Origin of the sequence: Myxococcus sp. AB025B (genome assembly GCF_006518215.1) — a bacterium.
Lineage (GTDB): Bacteria > Myxococcota > Myxococcia > Myxococcales > Myxococcaceae > Myxococcus > Myxococcus fulvus.
Genome location: NZ_SRLW01000042.1, coordinates 1 through 21816, shown reverse-complemented (window position 1 = coordinate 21816; position 21816 = coordinate 1). Strand labels below are relative to the sequence as shown.

Below are 21816 nucleotides of genomic sequence, written 5' to 3'. Positions count from 1 at the left end.
CTTCGCCGCGCGACGCTCGGGGCGCATCCAGGCCCTGGTTCGCCTCTCGTGCGGTCCGGGTGCACTGCGCCTTCGGGTTCGCGCCCGGGTAAGCCCCGCCCGCACCCGTCGGGTCCTGTCTGCTCGCCTGGTGCGCTGTCGCCCGGGCGGGCCCCGTGCCGCGGTCCGCCTTCTGGAAATGTCAGGGCGCACTGCTATACGTGGAAGGCAACCTGCCAGGGCTGATGCCCGGCAGGCCGTGTCCCGCCCTTGGTGGGTGGGACCTCGACGAAAGGGAAGAGGGAGCAGTCATGGCAGGAGGCGTGAACAAGGTCATCCTCATCGGCAACCTGGGCGCGGACCCCGAAGTGCGGTTCACCCCGGGAGGTCAGGCGGTCGCGAACTTCCGCATCGCGACCAGCGAGAGCTGGACCGACAAGAACGGCCAGAAGCAGGAGCGGACCGAGTGGCACCGCATCGTCGTCTGGGGAAAGCTCGCGGAGCTCTGCGGCGAGTACTTGAAGAAGGGACGGCAGTGCTACGTCGAGGGCCGCCTGCAGACGCGTGAGTGGACCGACAAGGAGAACCGCAAGAACTACACGACCGAGGTCGTGGCCAACGCGGTGACGTTCCTGGGCGGCCGTGACGCCGGGGACAACATGGGCAGCGGGGGTGGTGGCGGGCGCCGGAACTTCGGCTCGCAGCCGCGCGGCGGCGACAACAACGACTACGGCCAGCCGCCTCCGATGGATGACGGCATGGGCGGTGGTGGCGGCGGCAACAACGAGGACGACATCCCGTTCTGAGCCTCCGTCCAGCCCCTCGGCTCGGACACCCCAGAAGCGAACCGGCCGCTCCCCGGAAGGACTCGGGGGCGGCCGGTGTGCTTTTCGAGACCTGTGGACCGCGAGGCGGGCACCCCTCGCGGAGTGCCCGGTGACGCGGGAAGGCCTAGTGGCCCGCGGGCCCGAGGGCCCCGCCCGCCTGGTACAGCGCGTAGATGGCGCTCCAGCTCATCGCCGTCAGCAGCAGGAAGATGAGGATGGAGACCGGCTCGAAGCGCCGCATGGCGCGCTCGGAGCCCAGCAGGCCCCAGCCCATGGCGAAGCCCTGCAGGCCGTTGGCCAGGTGGTACGCCGTGCCGAGCGTGCCCAGCAGGTAGACGACGAGCGTGGGGCCGTGGAAGTGCATCTCCCGGGCGATGTCCTCGAACAGCTCCGGGTGACCCAGCAGCAGGCGCGGGCGCAGGAAGGCCAGCCAGATGTGGGCGCCCAGGAACGCGAGCACGCCCAGGGCGCTGACGCGCTGGAGGATGTACTTGAAGTTGCCGTAGTTGTTGTAGCGGTTGTTGTTGGGCCGGAAGCTGAAGAGCCGCACCAGGCCCCAGCCCGTGTGGAACAGCAGCGGCAGCATCACGATGATGAACGTGAGCGCCTGGGCATACGGGTTGGAGTACGTGGTGACGGACTTCTGCCACGCGTCACCGCCATTGAAGGCGGACAGGTTGTCCCACAGGTGGTTGACGACCCAGATGCTCAGGGGCACCACCGCGAGGAACGAGCCCAGGCGGGACTTGAGGAGCGGAGTCTTCGTTGCAACGGCGTCGGCGGTGGCGGCCTGGGTGCTCATCGTTTCTCCAGCGATGGCGCGCGGGCAGGTGGCCGCGCCCCAGCTCAAGGTCAGGTGACTGACTGTCGGTCGGCGGTTTATAGCCGTTCCGGCCACGACGCTGGATTTCTTCCGCACCTGCGCATCCCAGCCTTCGCGCATGGAGGCATAAGCCTGGACTTATGCGTCACCCCGGCCGGGCCTGCTGCCGGGCCGGCATGCGACGGGGCGTCCGCCTTCTGACGTTGGCGGGCACGCCGGGCTCGGGCACGCTACTCGCCCTGTCATGTCCGATGAGCTCGTCAGTGGATTGCTGAAGAAGTCCGATGTCCGCGTGGTGCTGGCCCTCACCACGGGGCTGTCCCGCCAGGCTCGGGCCACCCACCACACCGCCCCGGCCGCCGCGGCGCTGCTGTCCCAGGCCCTCACCGCCGCCGCCCTGCTGGGCGCCCTCCAGAAGGGCGACTCCCGCGTCAACCTCCAGCTCGAGTGCGACGGCCCCCTGCGCGGCCTCTTCGTGGACGGCGACACGTCCGGCCTGGTGCGGGGCTACGTGAAGAACACGCTCGTGGAGTACACGGGCAGTGACGACCAGTACCACTGGCGTCCCGTGCTGGGGAACAAGGGCTTCCTCTCCGTGCTGCGCGATTTGGGCGGCGGCGAGCACTATCGCTCCTCCGTGGAACTGGAGCGCTTCGACCTGGCGGGCGACCTGGAGCGCTACTTCCACCAGTCCGACCAGCTCCCCTCGCACGTGGTGCTCGCGCAGCTGCCCGCCGAGGTGGGGGGGAAGCCGGAGTCGCTGGGCATCGTCGCGGGCCTGCTCGTCCAGCCCCTGCCCAACGCCGACCTGGAGGTCTTCCAGGCGCTCGGTGAGCGGCTGCGTCGTGACGCCGAAGGCGCCCTTCGGGCCCATGCCCCGGCCGGGGCGTCCGCGGTGCTGCGGGCGCTGCTGCCGGAGGCGGACTTCGAGGTGATGGCCCGCTATCCGTTGCGCTTCGGCTGCTCGTGCAGCGAGGACCGCGTGAAGCGCGCGCTGCTCGCCATGGGGCGCGAGGAGCTCCAGGACCTGCTGGAGAAGGAAGGGCAGGCTGAAGCAACGTGTCAATTCTGCACGACGCGCTATGTCATTCCAGGAGATGAAATTCGGCGCATGTTGGAGAGCGGCTCGGTTTGACTTGGGTGCGTGGCCTCGGTAGAGGCCGCGCGCCATGAGTTACTTCACGCAACTGCTCGAAGGCGGCTACGAGGCCGTCCACCTGCTCAGCGATTCGCGCACCGGGCTTCGCGCCATCGTCGGAATGCACAACACGCGACTCGGCCCTGGGCTGGGTGGCACGCGTGCCTTGTCCACGTACACCAGCGAGGAGGAGGCCGTCGCGGACGCGCTCCGGCTGGCGCGTGGGATGACGTACAAGGCGGCGCTCGCGGGCCTGCCGCACGGAGGTGGCAAGGCGGTCATCATGCTGCCCCGGAGCAACTTCGACCGGGCGAAGCTGTTCGAGTCCTTCGGTCGCGCGGTGGAGTCGCTCGGCGGCCGCTACATCACCACCGAGGACAGCGGCACCAGCACCGACGACATGGAGCACGTGCGCAAGCACACCAAGAACGTCGTCGGCCTGAAGGAGCGCAGCGGAGACCCGTCGCCCGTCACGGCGTACGGCGTGGCGCGCGCCATGGAGGCCACGGCCAAGCACGTCTTCGGCAGCGCGGACCTCAAGGGCCTGCGCGTCACCGTGCTGGGCGTGGGCCACGTGGGCATGTACCTGGTGAAGGAGCTGCACGAGCGCGGCGCCCACATCTTCGTGAGCGACATCAACGCGGCCAGCGTGGAGCACGCGGTGAAGCAGTACGGCGCCACGGCGGTGGACGCGGACACCCTGCACCGCATGGAGGCGGACGTGTACGCCCCGTGCGCGCTGGGCGGCGCCATCAACGACACCACGCTGCCCCTGCTCAAGGTGAAGGCGGTGTGTGGAGCAGCGAACAATCAGCTGCTCACCATGCGCCACGGCGAGCAGCTGGCCAGCCGGGGCATCCTGTACGTGCCCGACTACGCGGCCAACGCGGGCGGCCTCATCAACGTCGCCCAGGAGTGGGCGGGGTACGACCGGGAGAAGGCGTACGCCCGGGCGGCGAACATCTTCGACACCATCGACACGGTGCTGCGGCGCGCGAAGGAGTCGGGTCTGCGCCCCGAGCAGGTCGCGGACCGCATGGTGGAAGAGAAGCTCCAGGCCTGAGGGCCGTGAGGTCCCCACCGCCTCGTGTGTCCGTGAGGTGGTGGGGACGTGAGCGGGGATGTGGCCAGGGCGCGCGCCTCGGGGTATGACGGGGCCGCACTTCAGCCGGAGCTCACCGCCGTGGCCACCAAGCGGGCAGCACCCGGGCCCAAGGCCCAGGGCAAGCGCAAGCCCACCGCGAAATCCTCCCCGAAGCCTTCGTCGTCGAAGAAGGCCCCCGCGAAGTCTCGTGTCGCGTCGCCGTCGCCGGCCGCGCGCGAGCAGGCGCGCAAGCTGGTCTCCATCCCGACGGACATGGTCCTGGCGCCCCAGGCGGAGGCCCCCCGTCAGCCGACGGGCAAGGACCAGTCGCGCAAGCGCACCGCGGGCGTGGTGCGCGAGCTGTCCTGGGCGCAGCTGGACCGCGCCGTGCAGCAGATGGCCGACGACATCCGCCAGTCCTTCCAGCCCGAGGCGGTGGTGGGCGTGGCGCACGGCGGCGTGTTCGTGGGCGGCGCGCTGGCGTCGGCGCTCGGGTGCGCGTTCTTCCCGGTGCGCATCAGCCGCCGCAGCAGGGACCGCGGCGACAAGGCGCATCCGCGTGGCGGACCGAAGCCCGCGAACGAGATGCCGCGCGAGCTGAAGGGCAAGCGCGTGCTCATCGTCGACGACGTGGCGTCCAGCGGAGACACGCTGGAACTGGCCATGGCGCTGGCGCGCGAGGCGGGGGCGAAGAAGGTGTCCACGGCGTGCCTGGTGGTGAAGCCGGACGCGTACGCGCCCCAGTTCGCGGGCATCTCCACGGGGGCGCTCGTCGTCTTCCCGTGGGACTACGCGCCGGGCACTGGCGACGCGCGCTTCGACGAGGACCCGGACAAGGCTGGAGCCTGAGCCGTGCCGCGGTGATGCGATGATTGTCGGCACGGCGGGCCACATCGACCACGGCAAGACGTCGTTGGTGAAGGCCCTCACCGGCATCGACACGGACCGGCTCCAGGAGGAGAAGCGCCGCGGCATCACCCTGGAGCTGGGCTTCGCGCACCTGACGCTGGATGACGGCTCCGTCGCGGGCGTCGTCGACGTGCCCGGCCACGAGCGCTTCGTGAAGGCGATGGCCGCGGGCGCCGGCGGCGTGGACCTCGCGGTGCTGGTGGTCGCGTCGGACGAGGGCGTGATGCCCCAGACGCGCGAGCACCTGGACATCTGCCGGCTGCTGGGGGTCCGCGGCGGCGTCGTCGCGCTCACCAAGTCGGACCTCCTGGACGAGCCCGGGCCCGAGTGGCGCGCGCTGGTGGAGGCGGACCTCGCCGCGCTCACCGCGGGCTCGTTCCTGGAAGGCGCGCCCGTGGTGCCATGCTCCACGCGCACCGGCGAGGGGCTCGCGGCGTTGCGCGCGGCGCTCACCCGGGCCGCGGGCTCGCTGGGAAAGCGTCCCTCGGAGGGGCCCACCTTCCTCCCGGTGGACCGCGTCTTCACGCTCAAGGGCTTCGGCACGGTGGTGACGGGCACGCTGCTGTCGGGCACGGTGGCGGTGGACGACGCGGTGTCGCTGCTGCCGGGCACGCCCGGGCCGCTGCGCGTGCGCGGGGTGCAGCAGCATGGCCGGGCGGTGGCGCGAGTGGAGGCGGGCCAGCGCGCCGCGGTGAACCTGCCGGGCGTGGAGCCGGAGGCGCTCCACCGGGGGCAGGTGCTCACGCGCGCCGGAGAGCTGCCCGAGACGCGCATGCTCGACGTGGAGCTGACGCTGCTGCCCTCCGCGCCTTCTCCGCTGCCGCGCCGCCGCAAGCTGCTCTTGCACCTGGGCACCGCGCAGGTGGAGGCCACGGTGGCGCTGCTGGACGTGGAGCGGCTGGAGCCCGGTGAGACGACGCTCGCGCAGCTGCGCCTGGACGCGCCGGTGGCCGCGCTCGTGGGGCAGCGCTTCATCCTCCGGGGCTCGCGCGCGCTGCCGGGGCGGGGCGCGACGGTGGCCGGCGGGCGCGTGCTGTCGATTTCTCCTCCCAGGCGCCGCAAGGGCGGCGCGTCCATCGTGGCGCCGCTGCGCGAGGCGGACCCCGCGGGGCAGGTGGCGTGGCTCCTCCGGCAGGCGGGCTACGCGGGGCTCACGCAGCAGGCGCTGTTCGGCCGCTCGGCCTTGGGGCCCAAGGTGCTCACGCGCGCGCTGGAGCTTTTGGGCGCCCGGGGCTCGGTGGTGCTGTTGGACCGGGAGAGCCGGCTGTACCTGTCCGGCGAGGTGCTCGAGGGGTTGCAAGGCCGGGCGCTCGCGGTGCTGGCGGCCTTCCATGAGCGTGAGCCCCTGCGTGAGGGGCTGTCCCGCGAGGAGCTCCGCCAGCGGCTGTCCGGTGCGCTGGATGCGAGGGTCTTCCAGCGGGTGTTGCAGGGGCTGGGGGACGCCGGGAGGCTGGAGGTCGAGCGGGACCTGGTACGCCTGAAGGGGCGTGGACGCGCGCTGTCGTTGGGGGACGAGGCGGCGCGGGCGCGGCTCGCCGCGGAGCTGTCCGCCGCGGGTCTGGCGCCGCCCACCGAGGGCGAGCTGTCCCAGAAGCTCCAGCTCCCGGCGCCCCGCCTGCGCGAGCTGCTGAAGCTCCTGGTGGCCGAAGGCAAGGTGGTGCGCGTCAGCGAGGAGCTGTGCTTCGACGCGGGCAGTCTGGGGGCCTTGAAGGAACGGCTGGTTGCCCACCTGCGCGAGAAGAAGGACATTACCACCCAGTCCTTCAAGGAATTGGTGGGACAGAGCCGCAAGTTCGTCATCCCTCTGTCCGAGTACTTCGACCGGGAGAAGGTGACGCTCCGGGTGGGCGAGAAGCGGGTTCTGCGTCGCGGATGAGCACCAGCCACTACAGCGAGGCGTCGCTGCGCGCCCTCATCGAGCCCTTCGGCAACCCCGTGCTCGCGGTGGTGGACGGGCGTGTGTCCGCGGCCAATGACGCCTACCTCGCGCTCGTGGGGCTTCCCCGGGAGCGGGTGGAGGGGCGCTCCGTGATGGACTTCGTCCAGCCCGAGGAGCGCAGCCGGCTCATCGAGCGCTATCGCCTGGTGGAGTCCGGCGGGGCGATGGAGGCGAGGACGCAGGTCTATCAGGTGCCCTCGGCGGACGGCGCCACGCGCGAGGTCGCCCTCTACGCGTCCCGAATCCCGCTGGCGGACGGGCGGAGCGCGCTGCTGCTCAACCTGCTGCCGCTGACGGACAAGCCCCCCGAGCTGTCCATGGCGGAGCGGCTGGTGGAGACCTCGGCGAGCCTGGTGTCCGCGCACTCCGAGGACGCGGTGCGCCGCGTGGCCCTGAAGGGCCTGGAGGCCGCGGGCTTCCGGGTGCGGCTGTTGCGCTGGGATGGCCTGCGGCTGAACCCGCTGGATGGGGGTGCTCCTCCGCCGGACGTGGCCCTGGGGCTGGAGGCGCTGTCGGACGGGCGCCCCGTGTTCGGCGGCGCGGAGCGGGCCTCGCCCACGCACGTGTACCTGCCGGTCGGCGGCCCCCAGGTGGAGGTCCTTCGCGTGGAGGGCCCGTGGGTGGCGCCCCGGCATGGCTCGGTGCTGACGCTCTTCGCCAAGGTGGTGGGCGCGGCGCTGACGGACGCGCGCGTGCAGTCGGACAGCACGCGCAGCCGGTGGGAGGTGGGGGCCGTCGCGGAGATGGCGCGCTTCGTGGCGCGGCCGATTCCGCCCACGCCCGAGGACTTCCTCTCGCGCGTGTCGGAGCTGCTGCTGGCGGAGGCCGCGGCGCTGCACCTGACGCGGGGCGCGGAGGGGCCGCTGGTGCTGTCGGCCCACGTCGGCCTGACGGAGGTGGTGGGCCCGGGCGGCGATGTCGCGCGGCTGGGTGGGGTGATGGGCGGCTCGGTGCCGGACGCGCTGGATGGCGACCTCACCAGTGAGGCGCAGGCCCAGGCGCTGCGCGAGGCCTCGCGGGGCACGCTGGGCAGCGGCGCGGCGGTGCGGCTGGCGCGGGGCGGCGAGGTGTGCGGCGTGCTCCAGGTGCTGCGCGCGCCGGACCGGCCCTTCGACGCGCGGGACGTGCGGCTGTTGGGGACGCTGTCGGAGCTGCTGATGACGTTGCTCGAGCAGCGCCGGCTGCGCTCGGAGTCCGCGCGCCAGCTCACCGAGACGCGGCTGCTCCTGGACCTGGCCCGGACGACGTCGGGCGTGCTGGAGACCTCGAGCATCCTCGACGTGGCGTCGGACTTCCTCGTCCACCTGCTGGATGTCTCCAACTGCTACATCATGCTGTACGACGAGAGCGCGAAGGTGCTCCGGGGCGCGGCGGCCTCCGCGGCGCACCGCGACTTCTTCCGCACGGTGGTGTTGTCGCTCTCCAGTGACAGCGTGGCGGCGCGCGCCGCGCGCGAGCGCAAGCCGGTGGTCATCGAGGACGTGGAGGCCTCCGGCGGCGGCTTCAATCCGCAGCTCGTCCAGCGCTTCGGGGAGAAGGCGCTGCTGGCGCTGCCGCTCACCTCGCGCGAGGAGCTCATCGGCGTGGTGCTGGTGGACGACACGCGGCGCGCGCGGACGTTCAGCCCGGAGCTGGTGGAGCTGGCGGAGGCCACGTGTGGCCAGCTGTCGCTCTCCATCGCCAACGCGCGCCTGTACGAGTCGCTGTGGGCCAGCTACGCGGAGCTGGCCGCCACGCGCGCGGAGATGGTGAAGCGCGAGCGGCTGGCGGCGCTGGGCGAGCTGTCCGCCATCGTCGCCCACGAGGTGCGAAACCCCCTGGGCGTCATCTTCAACGCGGTGGCCTCGCTGCGCCGGCTCCTGGAGCCCTCCGGCGACGCGGCCATGCTGCTGGACATCCTGGGCGAGGAGAGCGACCGCCTCAACCGCATGGTGGGTGACTTGCTCGACTACACGCGGCCCCGCGACCCCGTGCTCCAGCACGAGGACCTGAGCCGCGTGCTCCAGGACTCGCTGGAGGCGGCGCGCGCGCAGGGTGGGGCGCCGGACCGGCCGGTGCGAATCGACGCGGAGGTGGAGCAGGGCCTGCCGCCCGTGCCCATGGACCGCCGGCTCATCCGCCAGGCGCTGGTCAACGTGGCCGTCAACGCCATCCAGTCCATGCCCCAGGGGGGGCTGGTGCTGGTTCGCGCGCGCCGCGAGGCCCACGCGGGCCGCGAGCAGCTGCGCATCGACGTGGCGGACCAGGGGCCGGGGATTCCCGCCGAGCTGCTCCACCGCGTCTTCGAGCCCTTCTTCACCACCAAGGCCCAGGGCACCGGCCTGGGGCTGGCTGTCGTGAAACGAATCCTCGAGGAGCACCGCGGCGAAATCGCCGTGGACAGCACCCCCGGTCGCGGTACGACCTTCACCTTCCGGCTTCCCCTCTCGCAGCCCCCGTCCTTCCCATGACCGACGCGAACCTCCCGCCGTCCCGCGGACGCATCCTCGTCGTGGACGACCAGCGCAACATGCGCGCGACCACCGCGCTGCTCCTGCGCGCCGAGCACTACACCGTCTTCGAGGCGGGCACCGGCGAGGAGGCCCTGGCGCACCTGGCCGGTGGCAGCATGGACCTGCTCCTGACGGACCTGAAGATGGAGCCCATGGACGGGCTCACGCTGCTAAGGCGCGCGCTGGAGGTGGCCCCTCGGCTGCAGGTCATCATGATGACGGCCTTCGGCTCCATCGAGAGCGCGGTGGAGGCCATGCGGCTGGGCGCGTACGACTACGTCACCAAGCCGTTCAAGGAGAGCGAGCTGCGCTACCGCGTGGAGCGCGCCCTGGAGCGCGCGCGCCTCTTGCGCGACGTGGACAACCTCGCCACGGACTTCAACGAGCGCCACGGCCTGTCCGCGCTGGTGGGCCGCAGCGCCGCCATGAGGGACCTCACCTCGCGGCTGATGCGCGTGGCGCAGAGCGACGCCACGGTGCTCATCCAGGGCGAGAGCGGCACGGGCAAGGAGCTGGTGGCGCGCGCGCTCCACGCGCACAGCCGCCGCAAGGGGCGCTCCTTCGTGCCCGTCAACTGCGCGGCCATCAGCGAGACGCTGCTGGAGAGCGAGCTGTTCGGCCACGCGAAGGGCGCCTTCACCGGCGCGGTGAAGGCCCGCCGGGGCCTGTTCGAGGAGGCCGACGGCGGCACGCTCTTCATCGACGAGGTGACGGAGACCAGCCCCACCTTCCAGTCGAAGCTCCTGCGCGCGCTGCAGGAGGGCGAGGTGCGCCGCGTGGGCGAGTCCACCGCGCTGCGCGTGGACGTGCGCACCGTGGCGGCCACCAACCGCGACATCGAGCAGGAGGTGCGCGAGAAGCGCTTCCGCCAGGACCTCTATTACCGCCTGAACGTGGTGACGCTGCGCGTGCCCCCCCTGCGCGAGCGCCTGGATGACGTGCCCGCGCTCGCCGAGCACTTCCTGGGACGCGCCAACGCCCGCAGCCCCAACCCCCGGCGCCTGTCCGCCGCCGCGGTGACGCACCTGATGAGCTACGACTTCCCCGGCAACGTGCGCGAGCTGGAGAACCTCGTCGAACAGGCCGCCGCGCTCTCCGAGAGCGACGAGCTGCTGCCCGAGGACTTCCCGCTGCGCCAGGCCCGCCTGACACCCGTCGCCGGCGCCAGCTCCCTGGGGGCGCTGGACGGCCCGGCCGGCCCGCCCCCTGGCACCAGCGCGGGGCCCACCCTGGCCCAGGTGGTCGAGGACGCCGAGCGCCGCGCCATCGCCCAGTCCCTGGAGCGCCACGGCGTGGACCTGGCCCGCGTCGCCGACGAGCTGGGCGTCTCCTCCACCACCCTGTGGCGCAAGATGAAGCGCCTCAACCTCCGGCCGCCCAACGAGGTGGGTCGGGAGTAGGGTGGAGTTGGACGTGTAACTTTTGCGCACCCGTGGATTCAGATCCGAAATGAACGGGGTTCATCGGTGAAAAGCCCAACTGCCCGGACTCATTGGAGATTTTCAGTTCTGAAAGCCGATTGCAGGGCTGAAATGCAATCGCCGGGGTGGGCCAATGTTGGGCAGACCTCTAAGTGCCTGAGAAAACTGGAGTTTGTCCCGAGGCAGGCTCTGGCACGGCGACTGCTATAGGTTCACGCGGGACACATCGAAGCGAGGCTGAAGGCGGTTCCCCCCCACCCCTTCAGCACTTCCGGTGAGTCACCTTCAGAAGACCCGCGGCCCGACCCTCCCCTGGAGTGTCGGGCCGCCTTCTTTTGTGCCGTCGGACGTTGAGTCAGGCTCGCGTCGGTATCGCTCCTTCTAACCGGAGGCAGGCCGATGACGGTGGATGTGGGGCCGTGTCCGTGGGTGTTGAGACCCGGGCGCGCCGACGATTACCCGACGTACGTCAGGCTGTTCGCGGAGCTGGGGCTGGAGGACCCTCCGCCACCCGTGTCCATGTGGGAGAAGGAGCTGGCGGCACGCACCTTCCTCGTTGAGGGACAGGGTGGGGTGGTGGGGTACACGTCCACCGAGGCGCTGGGCGTCATGGGGTACGTGGGCCAGCTCGTGGTGGCGCCCGCCGCGCGCCGTCAGGGGCTGGGGCGGTGGATGATGCTGAGGACGGCCGAGCGCTTCCGCGCGCAGGGCTGCCAGCGCTGGTCCCTCACGGTGGTGCGCGACAACACCCCGGCCCTGGAGCTGTACGGCTCGCTGGGGATGCGGCGCGCGCGGCAGGCCACGGACCTGGAGGTGACGCGGGCCCACGTGGCCACGCTGCCGGAGGCGCCCCGGGACCTGAAGGTGTCGCCGGTGGAGTCGGCGGATTGGGCGCCGCTGACGGAGGCCTTCGGGATGATTCCGGGCAAGCTCGCGCGCTTCTCTTCACTCGCCTCGCACCAGCTCTGGAAGCTGACGCGGGGGCCGGAGCTGCTGGGGCTGATGGACCTGCGCTCCGGCGGCGCGGTGCTCTATCCCTTCTTCGCGGCGTCGCTCGCCCATGCCCGCGCGCTCCTGGACGACGCCTTCACCCGCGTGGGGCCCGCGCGCCAGTCCCTGGGCGTGGTGATGACGGACAACGAGCCCCTGGTGGCGGCCCTGCGGAAGGCGGGCGCCCGCACGCGCCTGGAGACGTACGAACTGCGCGGCGAGCTCCCGGGCTGACCTCACGTGCCCCTGAAAGACGACGCCCGCCCGGGCACGAGGCCGGGGCGGGCGGAGTCGACGGGCTTGTGGCCCGCGAAGGCTACTGACCGAAGAGGCTGCTGGCCTGCACCAGCCACGCGGTGACGGGGCCGGGGAGGATGCCCAGCACCACCACGGCCGCGGTGGAGAGCACCAGGGCCAGCTCGGTGGACCAGCTGCGCTCCAGCGTCTGGGCGCCCTCGGGCACCGGACGCATGAACATGTAGACCACCACGCGCAGGTAGTAATAGACGCCCGCCGCGCTGGAGAGCACGCCGATGATGGCCAGGCCGATGAGGCCCGCGTCCACCGCGCTCTGGAACACGAGCAGCTTGCTCATGAAGCCGATGGTGGGAGGAATCCCGCCCAGCGACAGCATGAACGCGGCCATGGCCACGGCCCAGCCCGGGCGCCGCTGCGCCAGGCCACTGAAGCGCTCCAAATCCCAGGCAGTGCCCTTCTCCTCGTCCTCGCGACGCTCGAGCACGGAGACCAGGGTGAAGGCGCCCACCGCGCTGAAGGTGTAGGCCAGCAGGTAGAAGAGGATGCCGCGCAGCGCCTGCGAGCGCGCCAGCTCCAGCGGCGAGCCACCCGTCAGCTCCGACGGACCCAGGAGGCGGAACTGCTCGCCCGGCGCCGTGACGAACAGCGCCGCCACGCCCACCAGGAGATAGCCGGCGTGCGCGATGGACGAGTACGCCAGCATGCGCTTCACGTTGCGCTGCGGAATCGCCAGCAGGTTGCCCACCACCATGGTGAGGAAGGCCAGGGTGGAGAACAGCACCAGCGGCATCTGCGGGTCGATGCCCTTGCCCACCGTCAGGAACACGCGCACCAGCGCCGCGAACGCGGCCGCCTTCACGCCCGCGCTCATCAGCGCGGTGACGGGGGTGGGGGCGCCCTCGTAGACGTCCGGCGTCCACATGTGGAACGGCACCGCGGCCACCTTGAAGGCGAAGCCGGAGCCCAGGAGGATGAGGCCCGCGTAGACCAGCGCCGGCTGCTGGGCGAGCGCCGTCGACAGCGGCCCGGCCATGGCCGTCAGCGTGGTGGTGCCGGTGGCGCCGTACAGCAGCGCCGCGCCGTACAGCAGCACCGCGGACGAGAACGCGCCCAGGATGAAGTACTTGAAGCCCGCCTCCGAGGGCCGCGTCCCGCGCCGCAGGTACGACGTCAGCGCGTACGTGGCGATGGAGAGGACCTCCAGGTTCACGAACAGGGTGATGAGCTCGTTGGACAGGGCCAGCAGGCTCATGCCCGCCGCGGCGAACAGCATCAGCGCGTAGAACTCACCGCGCTCCGCGCCGCGCTTGCGCAGGAAGCTCACCGAGCTGAGCGACGCCAGCCCCAGGCCCACGCACACCACGAAGGTGAGGAAGCTGGAGAAGGGGTCCAGCACGCCGAAGCCGAGGAACGCCTCGTGCGCCGGCTCGAACATGTTGGACACGGCCACGGCGCCAGCCGCCACCGCCGCCACCACGGAGAGCACGGCCTGGTAGGACCGCGACGCGGTGCTGCTGAGGAACACCTCCGACAGCAGCAGGATGCAGGCTCCCACCACCAGGATGATGGCGGGAATCAGCGGGAGGAAGTCTGCCAGGGTCAGATTGGGCAGGGGCAAGGTCATGGCGAGGGCTCAGTCGGCTTACGGCCGGGACGAGGGGACGGCCCGGGCGGCGAGCGGGGCAGGGGCGCTCGGGGCTGCCACGGTGGGGTTGGCCGGCAGGGACATCACCTCCACGCGCACCTGGTCGGCCTGCACACCCGCTCCGGGCGTGCCCACGCGGGCGCGGGACAGGAAGCGCTCCGTGGACGGCTCGATGCGGTCCAGGAAGGGCTGGGGCATCAGGCCCATCACCCCGACGAGGATGATGAAGGGCAGCACCGTCAGGCTCTCGCGCACGTTCATGTCGCGCAGGTGCTGGTTCTCCCGGTGCGTCAGGCCGCCGAAGAACACCTTCTGCACCATCCACAGCATGTAGGCCGCGCCCAGGATGACGCCCGTGGTCGCGAACGCGCCGAACACCGCCGTCAGGTGCGGGTTGCCGGCCGCCGCGCCCAGGTCGCTCTTGAACGTGCCCAGGAGCACCAGGAACTCACCGATGAAGCCGTTGGTGCCGGGCACCGCCACCGAGGAGAAGGTGATGATGATGAAGGCGGTGGTGAACACCGGCATCACCTTGGCGATGCCGCCGAAGTCCGCCATCAGGCGGCTGTGGCGCCGCTCGTAGAGGAAGCCGAACAGGAGGAACAGCGCGCCCGTGGACACGCCGTGGTTGAGCATCTGGTACGCGCTGCCCGTGGCGCCCTCCGCCGTCAGCGCGAAGATGCCCAGCATGCAGTAGCCCAGGTGGCTGACGGACGAGTACGCGATGAGCTTCTTGATGTCCCGCTGCGCCAGGCACATCAGCGCGCCGTAGACGATGCCGATGACGGCCAGCGTCGCCAGGAACGGCCGGGCCTGCTGCGCGGCCACCGGGAACAGCGGAATCGCGTAGCGCCAGAAGCCGAAGGTGCCCATCTTCAGCATCACGCCGGCCAGGATCATGGAGCCGGCCACCGGCGCCTGCACGTGCGCGTCCGGCAACCAGGTGTGCACCGGCCACATCGGCACCTTGATGGCGAACGCCAGCGCGAACGCCGCGAACAGCCAGGGGCCGTAGGTGTGCAGCGTCGCGGCCATGCCCGTCAGCGAGTCACAAGCGCCCTCCGGTCCCGCCGCGCACGCGGACAGCTGCCGGTTCGCGTCCAACAGGCCGTTGTAGATGCTCGCGTAGTCGAACGAGCGCGCGCCCGCGGGCGAGCTGATGAAGTACACCGCGATGAGCGCCACCAGCATCAGCAGCGAGCCCACCAGCGTGTAGAGGAAGAACTTCACCGCCGCCATCTGGCGGTCCTCGGCGCCCCACACACCCACCAGCAGGTACATGGGGATGAGCATGGCCTCGAAGAAGATGTAGAAGAGCAGCACGTCCAGCGACACCAGCGCGCCCAGCATCGTCGTCTGGAGCACCAGCAGCGCCAGGTGGAACTCCTTGATGCGGTGGCTGATGTACGTGGTGGAGGCCAGCACCACCAAGGGGCCCAGGAACACCGTCAGGAGGATGAGGCTCACCGCCAGGCCATCCACGCCCAGGTGGTAGCTCAGCCCGAACTCCTGGAACCAGGGCACCCGGTACTCGAGCTGGAACTCGGGACCGCCGACCTCGAAGCGTGAGTACGCCCACACGCCGAAGACCAGGTCCACCACCATGCCGATGAACGTGACGGTGCGAATCTGCCCCGCCTCGCCGGCGGGCAGCATCAGCACCAGCGCCGCGAAGACGAGCGGCAGGAAGACGACGAGGTTGAGCAGGTGGGTGTCGAAGAAGCTCATTGCAGCACCTGGATGAGGGCGTAGGCCACGCCGCCGAGCAGGGCGAGGGCCATCACTGCGGCATAGGCCTGGGCGTCGCCCGACTGGACGTAGCGCAACGCGCTGCCCACGCGCGCCGTCACCCACGCCGTGCCGCGCACCGCCACGGTGTCGATGAGGAGCGCGTCCACCACGCGGAAGAGGATGAAGCTCATGAACTTGATGGGCCGGATGATGACCAGCTCGTACAGCTCATCCACGTAGAACTTGTTCTGCGCCGCGCGGCGCACCGCCCGGGCGTAGGCTGGCGCGGGCTGACCCGCGCGGGACGGGAAGAAGCGCAGGTACAGGAACGCCGCCAGCGCGCCGCCGGACACCGCCACCAGCCACGCGAAGCCGTAGTCACCCAGCGTGGGGACGCTCGTGTCCAGATCCACCGTCTTGCCCGTGGCGACCACGCGGTTCATCGCGGCGAACACCGGGCTCAGGAAGTTCTCGAACACCGGCTGCGGGCGGCCGTCACCGGGCGCCTTGAGCAGCGGCCACGCGTACACGGAGGCCACCACGCTGAGCACCGCCAGCACCACCAGCGGCAGCGTCATCTGCCACGCGCTCTCGTGCGCGTGCGCCACCTTGGCCTCCTTGGAGCGGGGCCCCTCGAAGGTCAGCAGGTACACGCGCGTCATGTAGAACGCGGTGCACGCGGCGATGAGCAGGCCCAGGTAGTAGACCGCGCTGGACACCCAGTGCAGGCCCGCCAGGTGGTTGTGGTGCACGCCGTGGAAGATGGCGTCCTTCGAGAAGAAGCCGGACAGCGGGATGATGCCGGTGATGGCCAGCGTGGCGACGAAGAAGGTGCCCCACGTCCACTTCATCTCGTGGCGCAGGCCGCCCAGCTTCTTGATGTCCGTCTCGTCCCCGTTGCCGTGCATCACGCTGCCGGCGCCCAGGAACAGACAGGCCTTGAAGAACGCGTGCGTCACCAGGTGCAGCACGGCCGCCCAGAAGATGCCCATGCCCACGCCCATGAACATGATGCCCAGCTGGGACACCGTGGAGTAGGCGAGCACCTTCTTGATGTCGTCCTGCGCGAAGGCGATGAGCGCCGCCAGCAGCGACGTCAGCGCGCCGATGATGGCCACCGTGGCCATCGCCGTGGGGCTGAGCACCAGCAGCGCGGACATGCGGCTGAACAGGTACACGCCCGCGGTCACCATCGTCGCGGCGTGGATGAGCGCGGAGACCGGCGTCGGGCCGGCCATGGCGTCCGGCAGCCAGACGTAGAGCGGCAGCTGCGCGCTCTTGCCCGCGGCGCCCAGGAGGAACAGCAGCAGCGCCACCGTCATCACGCCGCCGAACGTGTAGCCCTCCAGGGGCCCTGAGGCGATGGTCGTGGACAGGTCCACCTTGCCGGCGCCGCCCTCGGGCATCGCCTCGGCGAACTTCTGCAGGCCCAGGAAGGTGACGGGGCCCTTGTCCTCGAGCGCGGAGGCGTAGCGCTGGCTGGTGCTGCCCGCCGCCGTGTAGTCGCGCTCGTCGGCCTGGCGGTTGAAGGCGCCGACCATCAGCACCATCAGGAACGTGGCGATGAGGAACGCGAAGTCACCGATGCGGTTGGTGACGAACGCCTTGCGGCCGGCCCACGCCTTGGCGGGGTCCGTGTACCAGAAGCCGATGAGCAGGTAGCTGGCCATGCCCACGCCCTCCCAGCCCACGAAGAGCAGGACCAGGTTGTCGGCCAGCACCAGCGTCAGCATCGCCGCGACGAAGAGGTTCAGGTACGCGAAGAAGCGCCAGTAGGCCTCGTCGTGCTCCATGTAGCTGGTGGAGTACAGGTGGATGAGGAAACCCACGCCGGTGATGACCAGCAGGAGGATGCCGGACAGGTGGTCCACCATCAGCCCGAAGTTCACCCGGAAGTCGCCCACCGAGAACCAGGTGCCGTAGTCGTGCGCAATCGCGTAGCGCACGTAGTCCCGCTCGTTGCCGAACGGGTTCACGATGAAGGACAGGAGCCGGCGGCTCTCCAGGTCCATGGAGCTGGTGGCCCAGAAGGCCAGCACGCTCAGCACGAAGGCGCCCGCGACCGCGGAGCACGCGACCAGGTGCACGTTGGCGCGGCCCAGCATCTTGCCGAACACGCCGCAGATGAACGCGCCCAACAGGGGCAGCGCGATGATGAGCCAGAGCGAGGGCGCCATCACTTCTGGCGCGACCGGCGCGACCTGGAGGAATTCCGAGAAGGTGCTCATGAGTGGGCTCCTGGCGTGTCCGTCAGTGCTTCATGGTCCGGATGTCTTCCACCAGGATGCTGCCTCGGCTCCGGAAGACGGCGATGACGATGGCCAGTCCGATGGCCGCTTCCGCCGCGGCCACCGCGATGACGAAGAAGGCGGAGACGTGCCCGATGCTGTCGCCGTGCATGCGGGCGAAGGCCAGGAACGTCAGGTTCGCCGCGTTGAGCATCAGCTCCACGCACATGAAGACGACCAGTGCGTTGCGGCGCACCAGCACGCCGAACATGCCCATGCAGAACAGGGCGGCGGCAAGCAGGAGGTAGTAGGAGATGGGGACCATGGCCGGTTCGGGGCCTCGCGGGCGGACGACCTGCGCCGCCATCTAGCACAGAAAGTTTGAGGGAGTCGGCTGCGATCAGATTCGCGACTTGGCCACGACGACCGCGCCCACGATGGCCACCAGCAGCAGCAGGCTCACCGCCTCGAAGGGAAGCAGCCACTGGGTGAAGATGACCTGGCCCAGCGTCGCCATGGTGCCGAAGGTCGCCTGCGCCTCCACACCCATGGACGGGGGCGGCCCCGAGGGCAGCTTGCTGAGCGCGATGGCCAGCACCGCCAACAGGCCCACCGTCGCCACGCCGCCCACGAGCCTCGCCAGCGTGGGCTTTCCACGCGAGGGCGACTCGCTCAGGTTCAGCAGCATGATGACGAACAGGAAGAGCACCATGATGGCGCCCGCGTAGACGAGCACCTGGAGCACCGCCACCGTGTGCGCCCAGAGCAGGACGTACAGCCCGGCCAGGAAGAAGAACGTGGAGACCAGGGCCATGGCGGAGTTGATGGGACTCCGCGCGAAGATGACCATCCCGGCCGACAGCAGCGTCAGGAGCGCGAACGCCCCGAAGAGGATGAGCTCGATGTTCAAGACCAGTCTCCGAACGAACCCCAGGGCTTGTCGCCGAACGGGCAGCGCTTCTCGCGGATGTGGGCCTCGAACTCGTCCTTGAACCGCATCAGGAACGAGTGCGTGGGCAGCGCCGCCGCGTCACCCAGCGCGCAGATGGTGTTGCCCAGGCCGATGGGCGGGTAGGGGGCGATGGAGGACGCCACGTTGGAGAGCATCTCCACGTCGCCCGGGTCGCCGCGCCCCTCTTCAATCTTGCGCAGCAGGCGCGTCTGCCACGGCGTGCCCTCGCGGCACGGCGTGCACTGGCCGCAGGACTCCTCCGCGTAGAAGCGCGCCACGCGCCACAGGCTGCGCACCATGCAGGTGGCGTCGTCCATGACGATGACGCCGCCGGAGCCCGCCATGGTCTGCTTGACCTTGAGGGCCTCGAACTCCATGGCCACGTCCAGCTCGTCCGCGCCCAGCACCGGCGCCGAGGACCCGCCCGGAATCACGGCCTTCACCTTGCGACCCGCCGGCATGCCCCGGCCGTACTTGTCGTCGTAGATGAGCTCCGCGAGGGTCGTGAACATCGACACCTCGTAGACGCCCGGGCGGTTCACCGTGCCCGACAGGCAGACCAGGCGCGTGCCGCCCGACTTGTCCGTGCCCAGCTTCGCGTACCAGTCCGAGCCGCCCGTGAAGACGTGGGGCACGCTGGCGAGCGTCTCCACGTTGTTCACCACCGTGGGGCTGCCGAACAGGCCGACGACGGCGGGGAAGGGGGGCTTCAGGCGCGGCCAGCCCTTCTTGCCCTCCAGGCTCTCCAGCAGGGCCGTCTCCTCGCCGCAGATGTACGCGCCGGCGCCGCGGACCAGGTAGCAGTTGAGCTCGTAGTCCTTGCCCATCAGCTTCTTGCCGAAGATGCCCGCCTTGTACGCCTCGTCGATGGCGGCCTGGCAGCGCTCCGCGGGGAACTTGAACTCGCCGCGCAGGTACACGTAGCAGGTGTGCACGCCCAGCGCGTACGACGCGATGGCGATGCCCTCCAGCATCATGTGCGGGTCGTCCTCGAGGATGTAGCGGTCCTTGAAGGTGCCCGGCTCGGACTCGTCGCCGTTGACCGCGAGGTACTTGGGCTTGGGGCTGTCCTTGGGGACGAAGCTCCACTTCAGGCCCGTGGGGAAGCCGGCGCCGCCGCGACCGCGGAGGTTGGACTTCTTCACCTCGTCGATGATGGCGGCCGGCTGCATCTCCAGCGCCTTCTTCAGACCCTCGTAGCCACCGCGCTTCTTGTAGCTGTCCAACGTCCAGGACTGGGGCTTGCCCCAGGCCGCGGAGATGATCGGGTCGATGCCCTTTGCCGTAGAGGCCATGTGATGACGTCCTGCCTGGGTGAAAGGGTGGCGCTTCAGCTCAGCTTGGCCAGGATGGCGTCCAGCTTCGCGCGGGTGAGGCTCTCGTGGTGATCCTCGTTGATCTGCAGGCACGGCGCCGTGCCGCAGGAGGCCAGGCACTCGGTCTCGCGCAAGGTGAACTTCTCGTTGGCTTCACCTGCCTTGAGGCCGAGCTTCTCCTCCAGGTAGGCGAGCATCTTCTCCGCGCCCCAGAGCGAGCAGGACAGGTTCGTGCAGACGTCGATGACGTACTTGCCCGGCTTCTTCAGGTGGTACATCACGTAGAAGCTGGCGACCTCGTAGGCGCGCTCCGGCGTGACCTCCAGGTGCTTGGCGACCAGGCGCAGGCCCTCGGGCGGCAGCCAGCCCTTGATCTCCTGGAGCAGGCGCAGCGCCGGGAGCATGCCCGCGCTTTTGCGATCAGAGGGGTAGTGGGAGATGATCTCCGCGATACCCGCGTCGAACTTCTTCTGCTCTTCAGGAGTGAACAGGGGCTCCGCCATGGCGGGGGGCTACGTATTGCTCCAAAGGCCGCGTTGTCAACATAAACCCTCGACGGTACACTGGGCCGCCATCAGCAAATTGCCGAGCGATTTCAACCCCTTGTTATGACCCCGGGCCCAGAGAACAAGCGTCAGCACCCCCGGGTCCCGGCCGTGCTGAAGGTGGAGTACGCCGACGGACGCCAGGCGCGTGACGTCACGGAGAACCTGTCCCATTCGGGGCTCTTCGTGCAGACCGACCAGGTCTTCACCCTGGGGGACGAGGTGCGGCTCGCACTTTCTTTCCCGGGCCTGCTGGATCCGGTAGAAGTCACCGGCATCGTGGCCTGGATGAGGCCCGCGGGCGTCGATCAGCCCGGAGGAGTCGGGGTCCGCGTCGAGCGCGCGGAGGACAGGCGCAGACTGGGTGACATCTTGAGTGCGGCAGGACCCAACAGCCACGCGCCCCACGCCGAGCACGAGGGGTACCGTGTGCTCATCGTCGAGGACAACCCGCACATCATCGAGATGTACAGCTACGTCCTCAAGAAGCTGGCGTCCGGTGAGCTGCACGGGAAGGTGCCCCTGGAGGTCCACTTCGCGCCGGACGGGCACCACGCGCTGGGCATGCTGCGCGAGGGCCGCTTCAGCCTGGTGATGACGGACCTCTACATGCCGGTGATGGACGGCTTCGCGCTCGTGGAGCGCATCCGCGAGGAGGAGGCCCTGCGGGCCATCCCCGTCATCGCCATCTCCGCCGGCGGCAAGGAGGCCCAGGACCGCGCGCTGCAGCTGGGCGTGGACATCTACCTGCGCAAGCCGGTGAAGTTCGTCGAGGTCCTGGAGACGGTGAAGCAGCTGCTTCGCATCCGCTGAGAACCCCCCGGGTTCCGCCAGTCCCACGTTGAGCGGTGGCGGGTGGACGTCGTAGAGTCGCCCACCCATGCCGAAGGCCGCCATCAACCGCGACGCCGTCAGTGGCGAGGCGCTGTTCATCCTCCGAAACCTGAGGGAGAACGGCCAACTCGGACGCTCCAACAAGCTGGCCGATGTGAAGGCCGCGCTGGAGCCGTCCGTCTCGCTCGATTTCGACAACTACTTCTTCTTCCTGCGCAAGTTCCACTACATCGCCATGGACCGCGAGGCCCAGCTCAAGCTCACCGAGCAGGGCGAGCGCGTGGCGGGCGGGGAGCTGTCGGACAAGTTCTCCGTGGAGGTGGGCGAGTTCTTCGCCGACCAGATTGCCTCGGCCGAGGACGAGCCCCCCGTGGCCCAGGGCACCGAGGAGTCGCTGGTGCTGCCGCCGCCCCCGCCGGAGCTGCTCCTGGACGAGGCGGAGGTGGTGCCCACCGCGGCCACGCAGATTGCGCCGCCCCCGTCGCCGCCGCCCATGCCGCCAATGCGCGCCGCGCGCTCGGCCATGCCCGCGCTGGACCTGACGCCGCCGCCCAACACGTCGCAGGTACCCGTGCCCGTCCCGGCGCCCTTCACGCCGCCTGTGCCCGTGGCGCTCATCACCCCCGCGACGCCCGAGCCTCGCCGGGAGACGTCCATCGGTCTGGCTCCCACCGCGCCGCTGCCCCTCGCTCCCCCGTCGTCGTC

At 70.2% G+C, this 21816-nt stretch carries 17 protein-coding genes and 1 pseudogene; 10 read left to right on the top strand and 8 right to left on the bottom strand.

Annotation, left to right across the window (positions count from 1 at the left end; translation table 11 throughout):
- The first annotated feature begins 290 nt into the window (after nucleotides 1–290).
- The gene (locus FL311_RS09585; RefSeq protein ID WP_141324633.1) at nucleotides 291–785 is read left to right on the top strand and encodes a single-stranded DNA-binding protein; all 495 of its coding nucleotides are present in this window, start codon (nucleotides 291–293) and stop codon (nucleotides 783–785) included.
- 145 nt (nucleotides 786–930) lie between these two features.
- Here the strand turns inward: FL311_RS09585 and FL311_RS09580 are convergent, their stop codons facing one another.
- Nucleotides 931–1608: a succinate dehydrogenase gene (locus tag FL311_RS09580; RefSeq protein ID WP_141324632.1), complete on the bottom strand. Its 678-nt coding sequence runs from the start codon at nucleotides 1606–1608 to the stop codon at nucleotides 931–933.
- A 265-nt stretch (nucleotides 1609–1873) separates the two neighbouring features.
- On the opposite strand from FL311_RS09580, the gene FL311_RS09575 reads away from it, so the two are divergent.
- The 7 genes from FL311_RS09575 (at nucleotide 1874) to FL311_RS46085 (ending at nucleotide 11836) form a co-directional block, all read left to right on the top strand.
- Nucleotides 1874–2764 (top strand): Hsp33 family molecular chaperone HslO, encoded by an 891-nt coding sequence (locus FL311_RS09575; RefSeq protein WP_141324631.1) that lies wholly within the window; start codon nucleotides 1874–1876, stop codon nucleotides 2762–2764.
- Between the two features lie 34 nt (nucleotides 2765–2798).
- Nucleotides 2799–3830: a Glu/Leu/Phe/Val dehydrogenase dimerization domain-containing protein gene (locus tag FL311_RS09570; RefSeq protein WP_141324630.1), complete on the top strand. Its 1032-nt coding sequence runs from the start codon at nucleotides 2799–2801 to the stop codon at nucleotides 3828–3830.
- 48 nt (nucleotides 3831–3878) lie between these two features.
- A complete protein-coding gene (locus tag FL311_RS09565; RefSeq protein WP_342394474.1) occupies nucleotides 3879–4700 on the top strand; it encodes a phosphoribosyltransferase in 822 nt (273 codons plus the stop codon).
- 19 nt (nucleotides 4701–4719) lie between these two features.
- Nucleotides 4720–6636: a selenocysteine-specific translation elongation factor gene (gene selB / locus FL311_RS09560; protein ID WP_141324629.1), complete on the top strand. Its 1917-nt coding sequence runs from the start codon at nucleotides 4720–4722 to the stop codon at nucleotides 6634–6636.
- On the top strand, nucleotides 6633–9149 hold the full coding sequence (locus tag FL311_RS09555) for an ATP-binding protein (protein WP_141324628.1): 2517 nt from the start codon (nucleotides 6633–6635) through the stop codon (nucleotides 9147–9149). Before selB ends, FL311_RS09555 begins: the two co-directional genes overlap by 4 nt.
- Nucleotides 9146–10591, top strand: coding sequence for a sigma-54 dependent transcriptional regulator (locus FL311_RS09550; RefSeq protein WP_141324627.1), 1446 nt, complete (start codon nucleotides 9146–9148; stop codon nucleotides 10589–10591). The genes FL311_RS09555 and FL311_RS09550 overlap by 4 nt, the downstream gene beginning before the upstream one ends.
- Before the next feature lie 420 nt (nucleotides 10592–11011).
- Nucleotides 11012–11836, top strand: coding sequence for a GNAT family N-acetyltransferase (locus tag FL311_RS46085; protein WP_141324626.1), 825 nt, complete (start codon nucleotides 11012–11014; stop codon nucleotides 11834–11836).
- An 82-nt stretch (nucleotides 11837–11918) separates the two neighbouring features.
- Here FL311_RS46085 and FL311_RS09540 read toward each other — a convergent pair whose 3' ends face one another.
- The 7 genes from FL311_RS09540 to nuoE form a co-directional block, all read right to left on the bottom strand.
- Nucleotides 11919–13478 carry an NADH-quinone oxidoreductase subunit N gene (locus FL311_RS09540; RefSeq protein WP_141324654.1) on the bottom strand — a complete coding sequence of 520 codons (1560 nt, stop codon included), beginning with the start codon at nucleotides 13476–13478 and terminating at the stop codon, nucleotides 11919–11921.
- A 24-nt stretch (nucleotides 13479–13502) separates the two neighbouring features.
- A complete protein-coding gene (locus tag FL311_RS09535; protein ID WP_141324625.1) occupies nucleotides 13503–15233 on the bottom strand; it encodes a NuoM family protein in 1731 nt (576 codons plus the stop codon).
- On the bottom strand, nucleotides 15230–17464 hold the full coding sequence (nuoL, locus tag FL311_RS09530; RefSeq protein WP_141324624.1) for an NADH-quinone oxidoreductase subunit L: 2235 nt from the start codon (nucleotides 17462–17464) through the stop codon (nucleotides 15230–15232). The genes FL311_RS09535 and nuoL overlap by 4 nt, the downstream gene beginning before the upstream one ends.
- 22 nt (nucleotides 17465–17486) lie before the next feature.
- Nucleotides 17487–17789, bottom strand: a complete 303-nt coding sequence (gene nuoK, locus FL311_RS09525; protein ID WP_046711231.1) for an NADH-quinone oxidoreductase subunit NuoK — start codon at nucleotides 17787–17789, stop codon at nucleotides 17487–17489.
- Nucleotides 17790–17864: 75 nt separating this feature from the next.
- Complete coding sequence (locus FL311_RS09520; protein WP_141324623.1) at nucleotides 17865–18374, bottom strand: NADH-quinone oxidoreductase subunit J; 510 nt, start codon at nucleotides 18372–18374, stop codon at nucleotides 17865–17867.
- The gene (gene nuoF / locus FL311_RS09515) at nucleotides 18371–19711 is read right to left on the bottom strand and encodes an NADH-quinone oxidoreductase subunit NuoF (RefSeq protein WP_141324622.1); all 1341 of its coding nucleotides are present in this window, start codon (nucleotides 19709–19711) and stop codon (nucleotides 18371–18373) included. Before nuoF ends, FL311_RS09520 begins: the two co-directional genes overlap by 4 nt.
- 35 nt (nucleotides 19712–19746) lie before the next feature.
- The gene (nuoE, locus tag FL311_RS09510; RefSeq protein ID WP_141324621.1) at nucleotides 19747–20235 is read right to left on the bottom strand and encodes an NAD(P)H-dependent oxidoreductase subunit E; all 489 of its coding nucleotides are present in this window, start codon (nucleotides 20233–20235) and stop codon (nucleotides 19747–19749) included.
- A gap of 105 nt (nucleotides 20236–20340) precedes the next feature.
- On the opposite strand from nuoE, the gene FL311_RS09505 reads away from it, so the two are divergent.
- Nucleotides 20341–21090: a TIGR02266 family protein gene (locus FL311_RS09505; RefSeq protein ID WP_046711233.1), complete on the top strand. Its 750-nt coding sequence runs from the start codon at nucleotides 20341–20343 to the stop codon at nucleotides 21088–21090.
- A 67-nt stretch (nucleotides 21091–21157) separates the two neighbouring features.
- Nucleotides 21158–21816 (top strand): annotated as a pseudogene (locus FL311_RS09500) (serine/threonine protein kinase); the annotation flags it as partial.

Excerpts from the sequence above, each read along its gene's own strand:
- FL311_RS09585 (WP_141324633.1), top strand. The coding sequence starts at position 291 with ATGGCAGGAGGCGTGAACAAGGTCATCCTCATCGGCAACCTGGGCGCG.
- FL311_RS09580 (WP_141324632.1), bottom strand. The coding sequence starts at position 1,608 with ATGAGCACCCAGGCCGCCACCGCCGACGCCGTTGCAACGAAGACTCCG.
- FL311_RS09575 (WP_141324631.1), top strand. The coding sequence starts at position 1,874 with ATGTCCGATGAGCTCGTCAGTGGATTGCTGAAGAAGTCCGATGTCCGC.
- FL311_RS09570 (WP_141324630.1), top strand. The coding sequence starts at position 2,799 with ATGAGTTACTTCACGCAACTGCTCGAAGGCGGCTACGAGGCCGTCCAC.
- selB (WP_141324629.1), top strand. The coding sequence starts at position 4,720 with ATGATTGTCGGCACGGCGGGCCACATCGACCACGGCAAGACGTCGTTG.
- FL311_RS09555 (WP_141324628.1), top strand. The coding sequence starts at position 6,633 with ATGAGCACCAGCCACTACAGCGAGGCGTCGCTGCGCGCCCTCATCGAG.
- FL311_RS09550 (WP_141324627.1), top strand. The coding sequence starts at position 9,146 with ATGACCGACGCGAACCTCCCGCCGTCCCGCGGACGCATCCTCGTCGTG.
- FL311_RS46085 (WP_141324626.1), top strand. The coding sequence starts at position 11,012 with ATGACGGTGGATGTGGGGCCGTGTCCGTGGGTGTTGAGACCCGGGCGC.
- FL311_RS09535 (WP_141324625.1), bottom strand. The coding sequence starts at position 15,233 with ATGAGCTTCTTCGACACCCACCTGCTCAACCTCGTCGTCTTCCTGCCG.
- nuoL (WP_141324624.1), bottom strand. The coding sequence starts at position 17,464 with ATGAGCACCTTCTCGGAATTCCTCCAGGTCGCGCCGGTCGCGCCAGAA.
- nuoK (WP_046711231.1), bottom strand. The coding sequence starts at position 17,789 with ATGGTCCCCATCTCCTACTACCTCCTGCTTGCCGCCGCCCTGTTCTGC.
- nuoF (WP_141324622.1), bottom strand. The coding sequence starts at position 19,711 with ATGGCCTCTACGGCAAAGGGCATCGACCCGATCATCTCCGCGGCCTGG.
- nuoE (WP_141324621.1), bottom strand. The coding sequence starts at position 20,235 with ATGGCGGAGCCCCTGTTCACTCCTGAAGAGCAGAAGAAGTTCGACGCG.
- FL311_RS09505 (WP_046711233.1), top strand. The coding sequence starts at position 20,341 with ATGACCCCGGGCCCAGAGAACAAGCGTCAGCACCCCCGGGTCCCGGCC.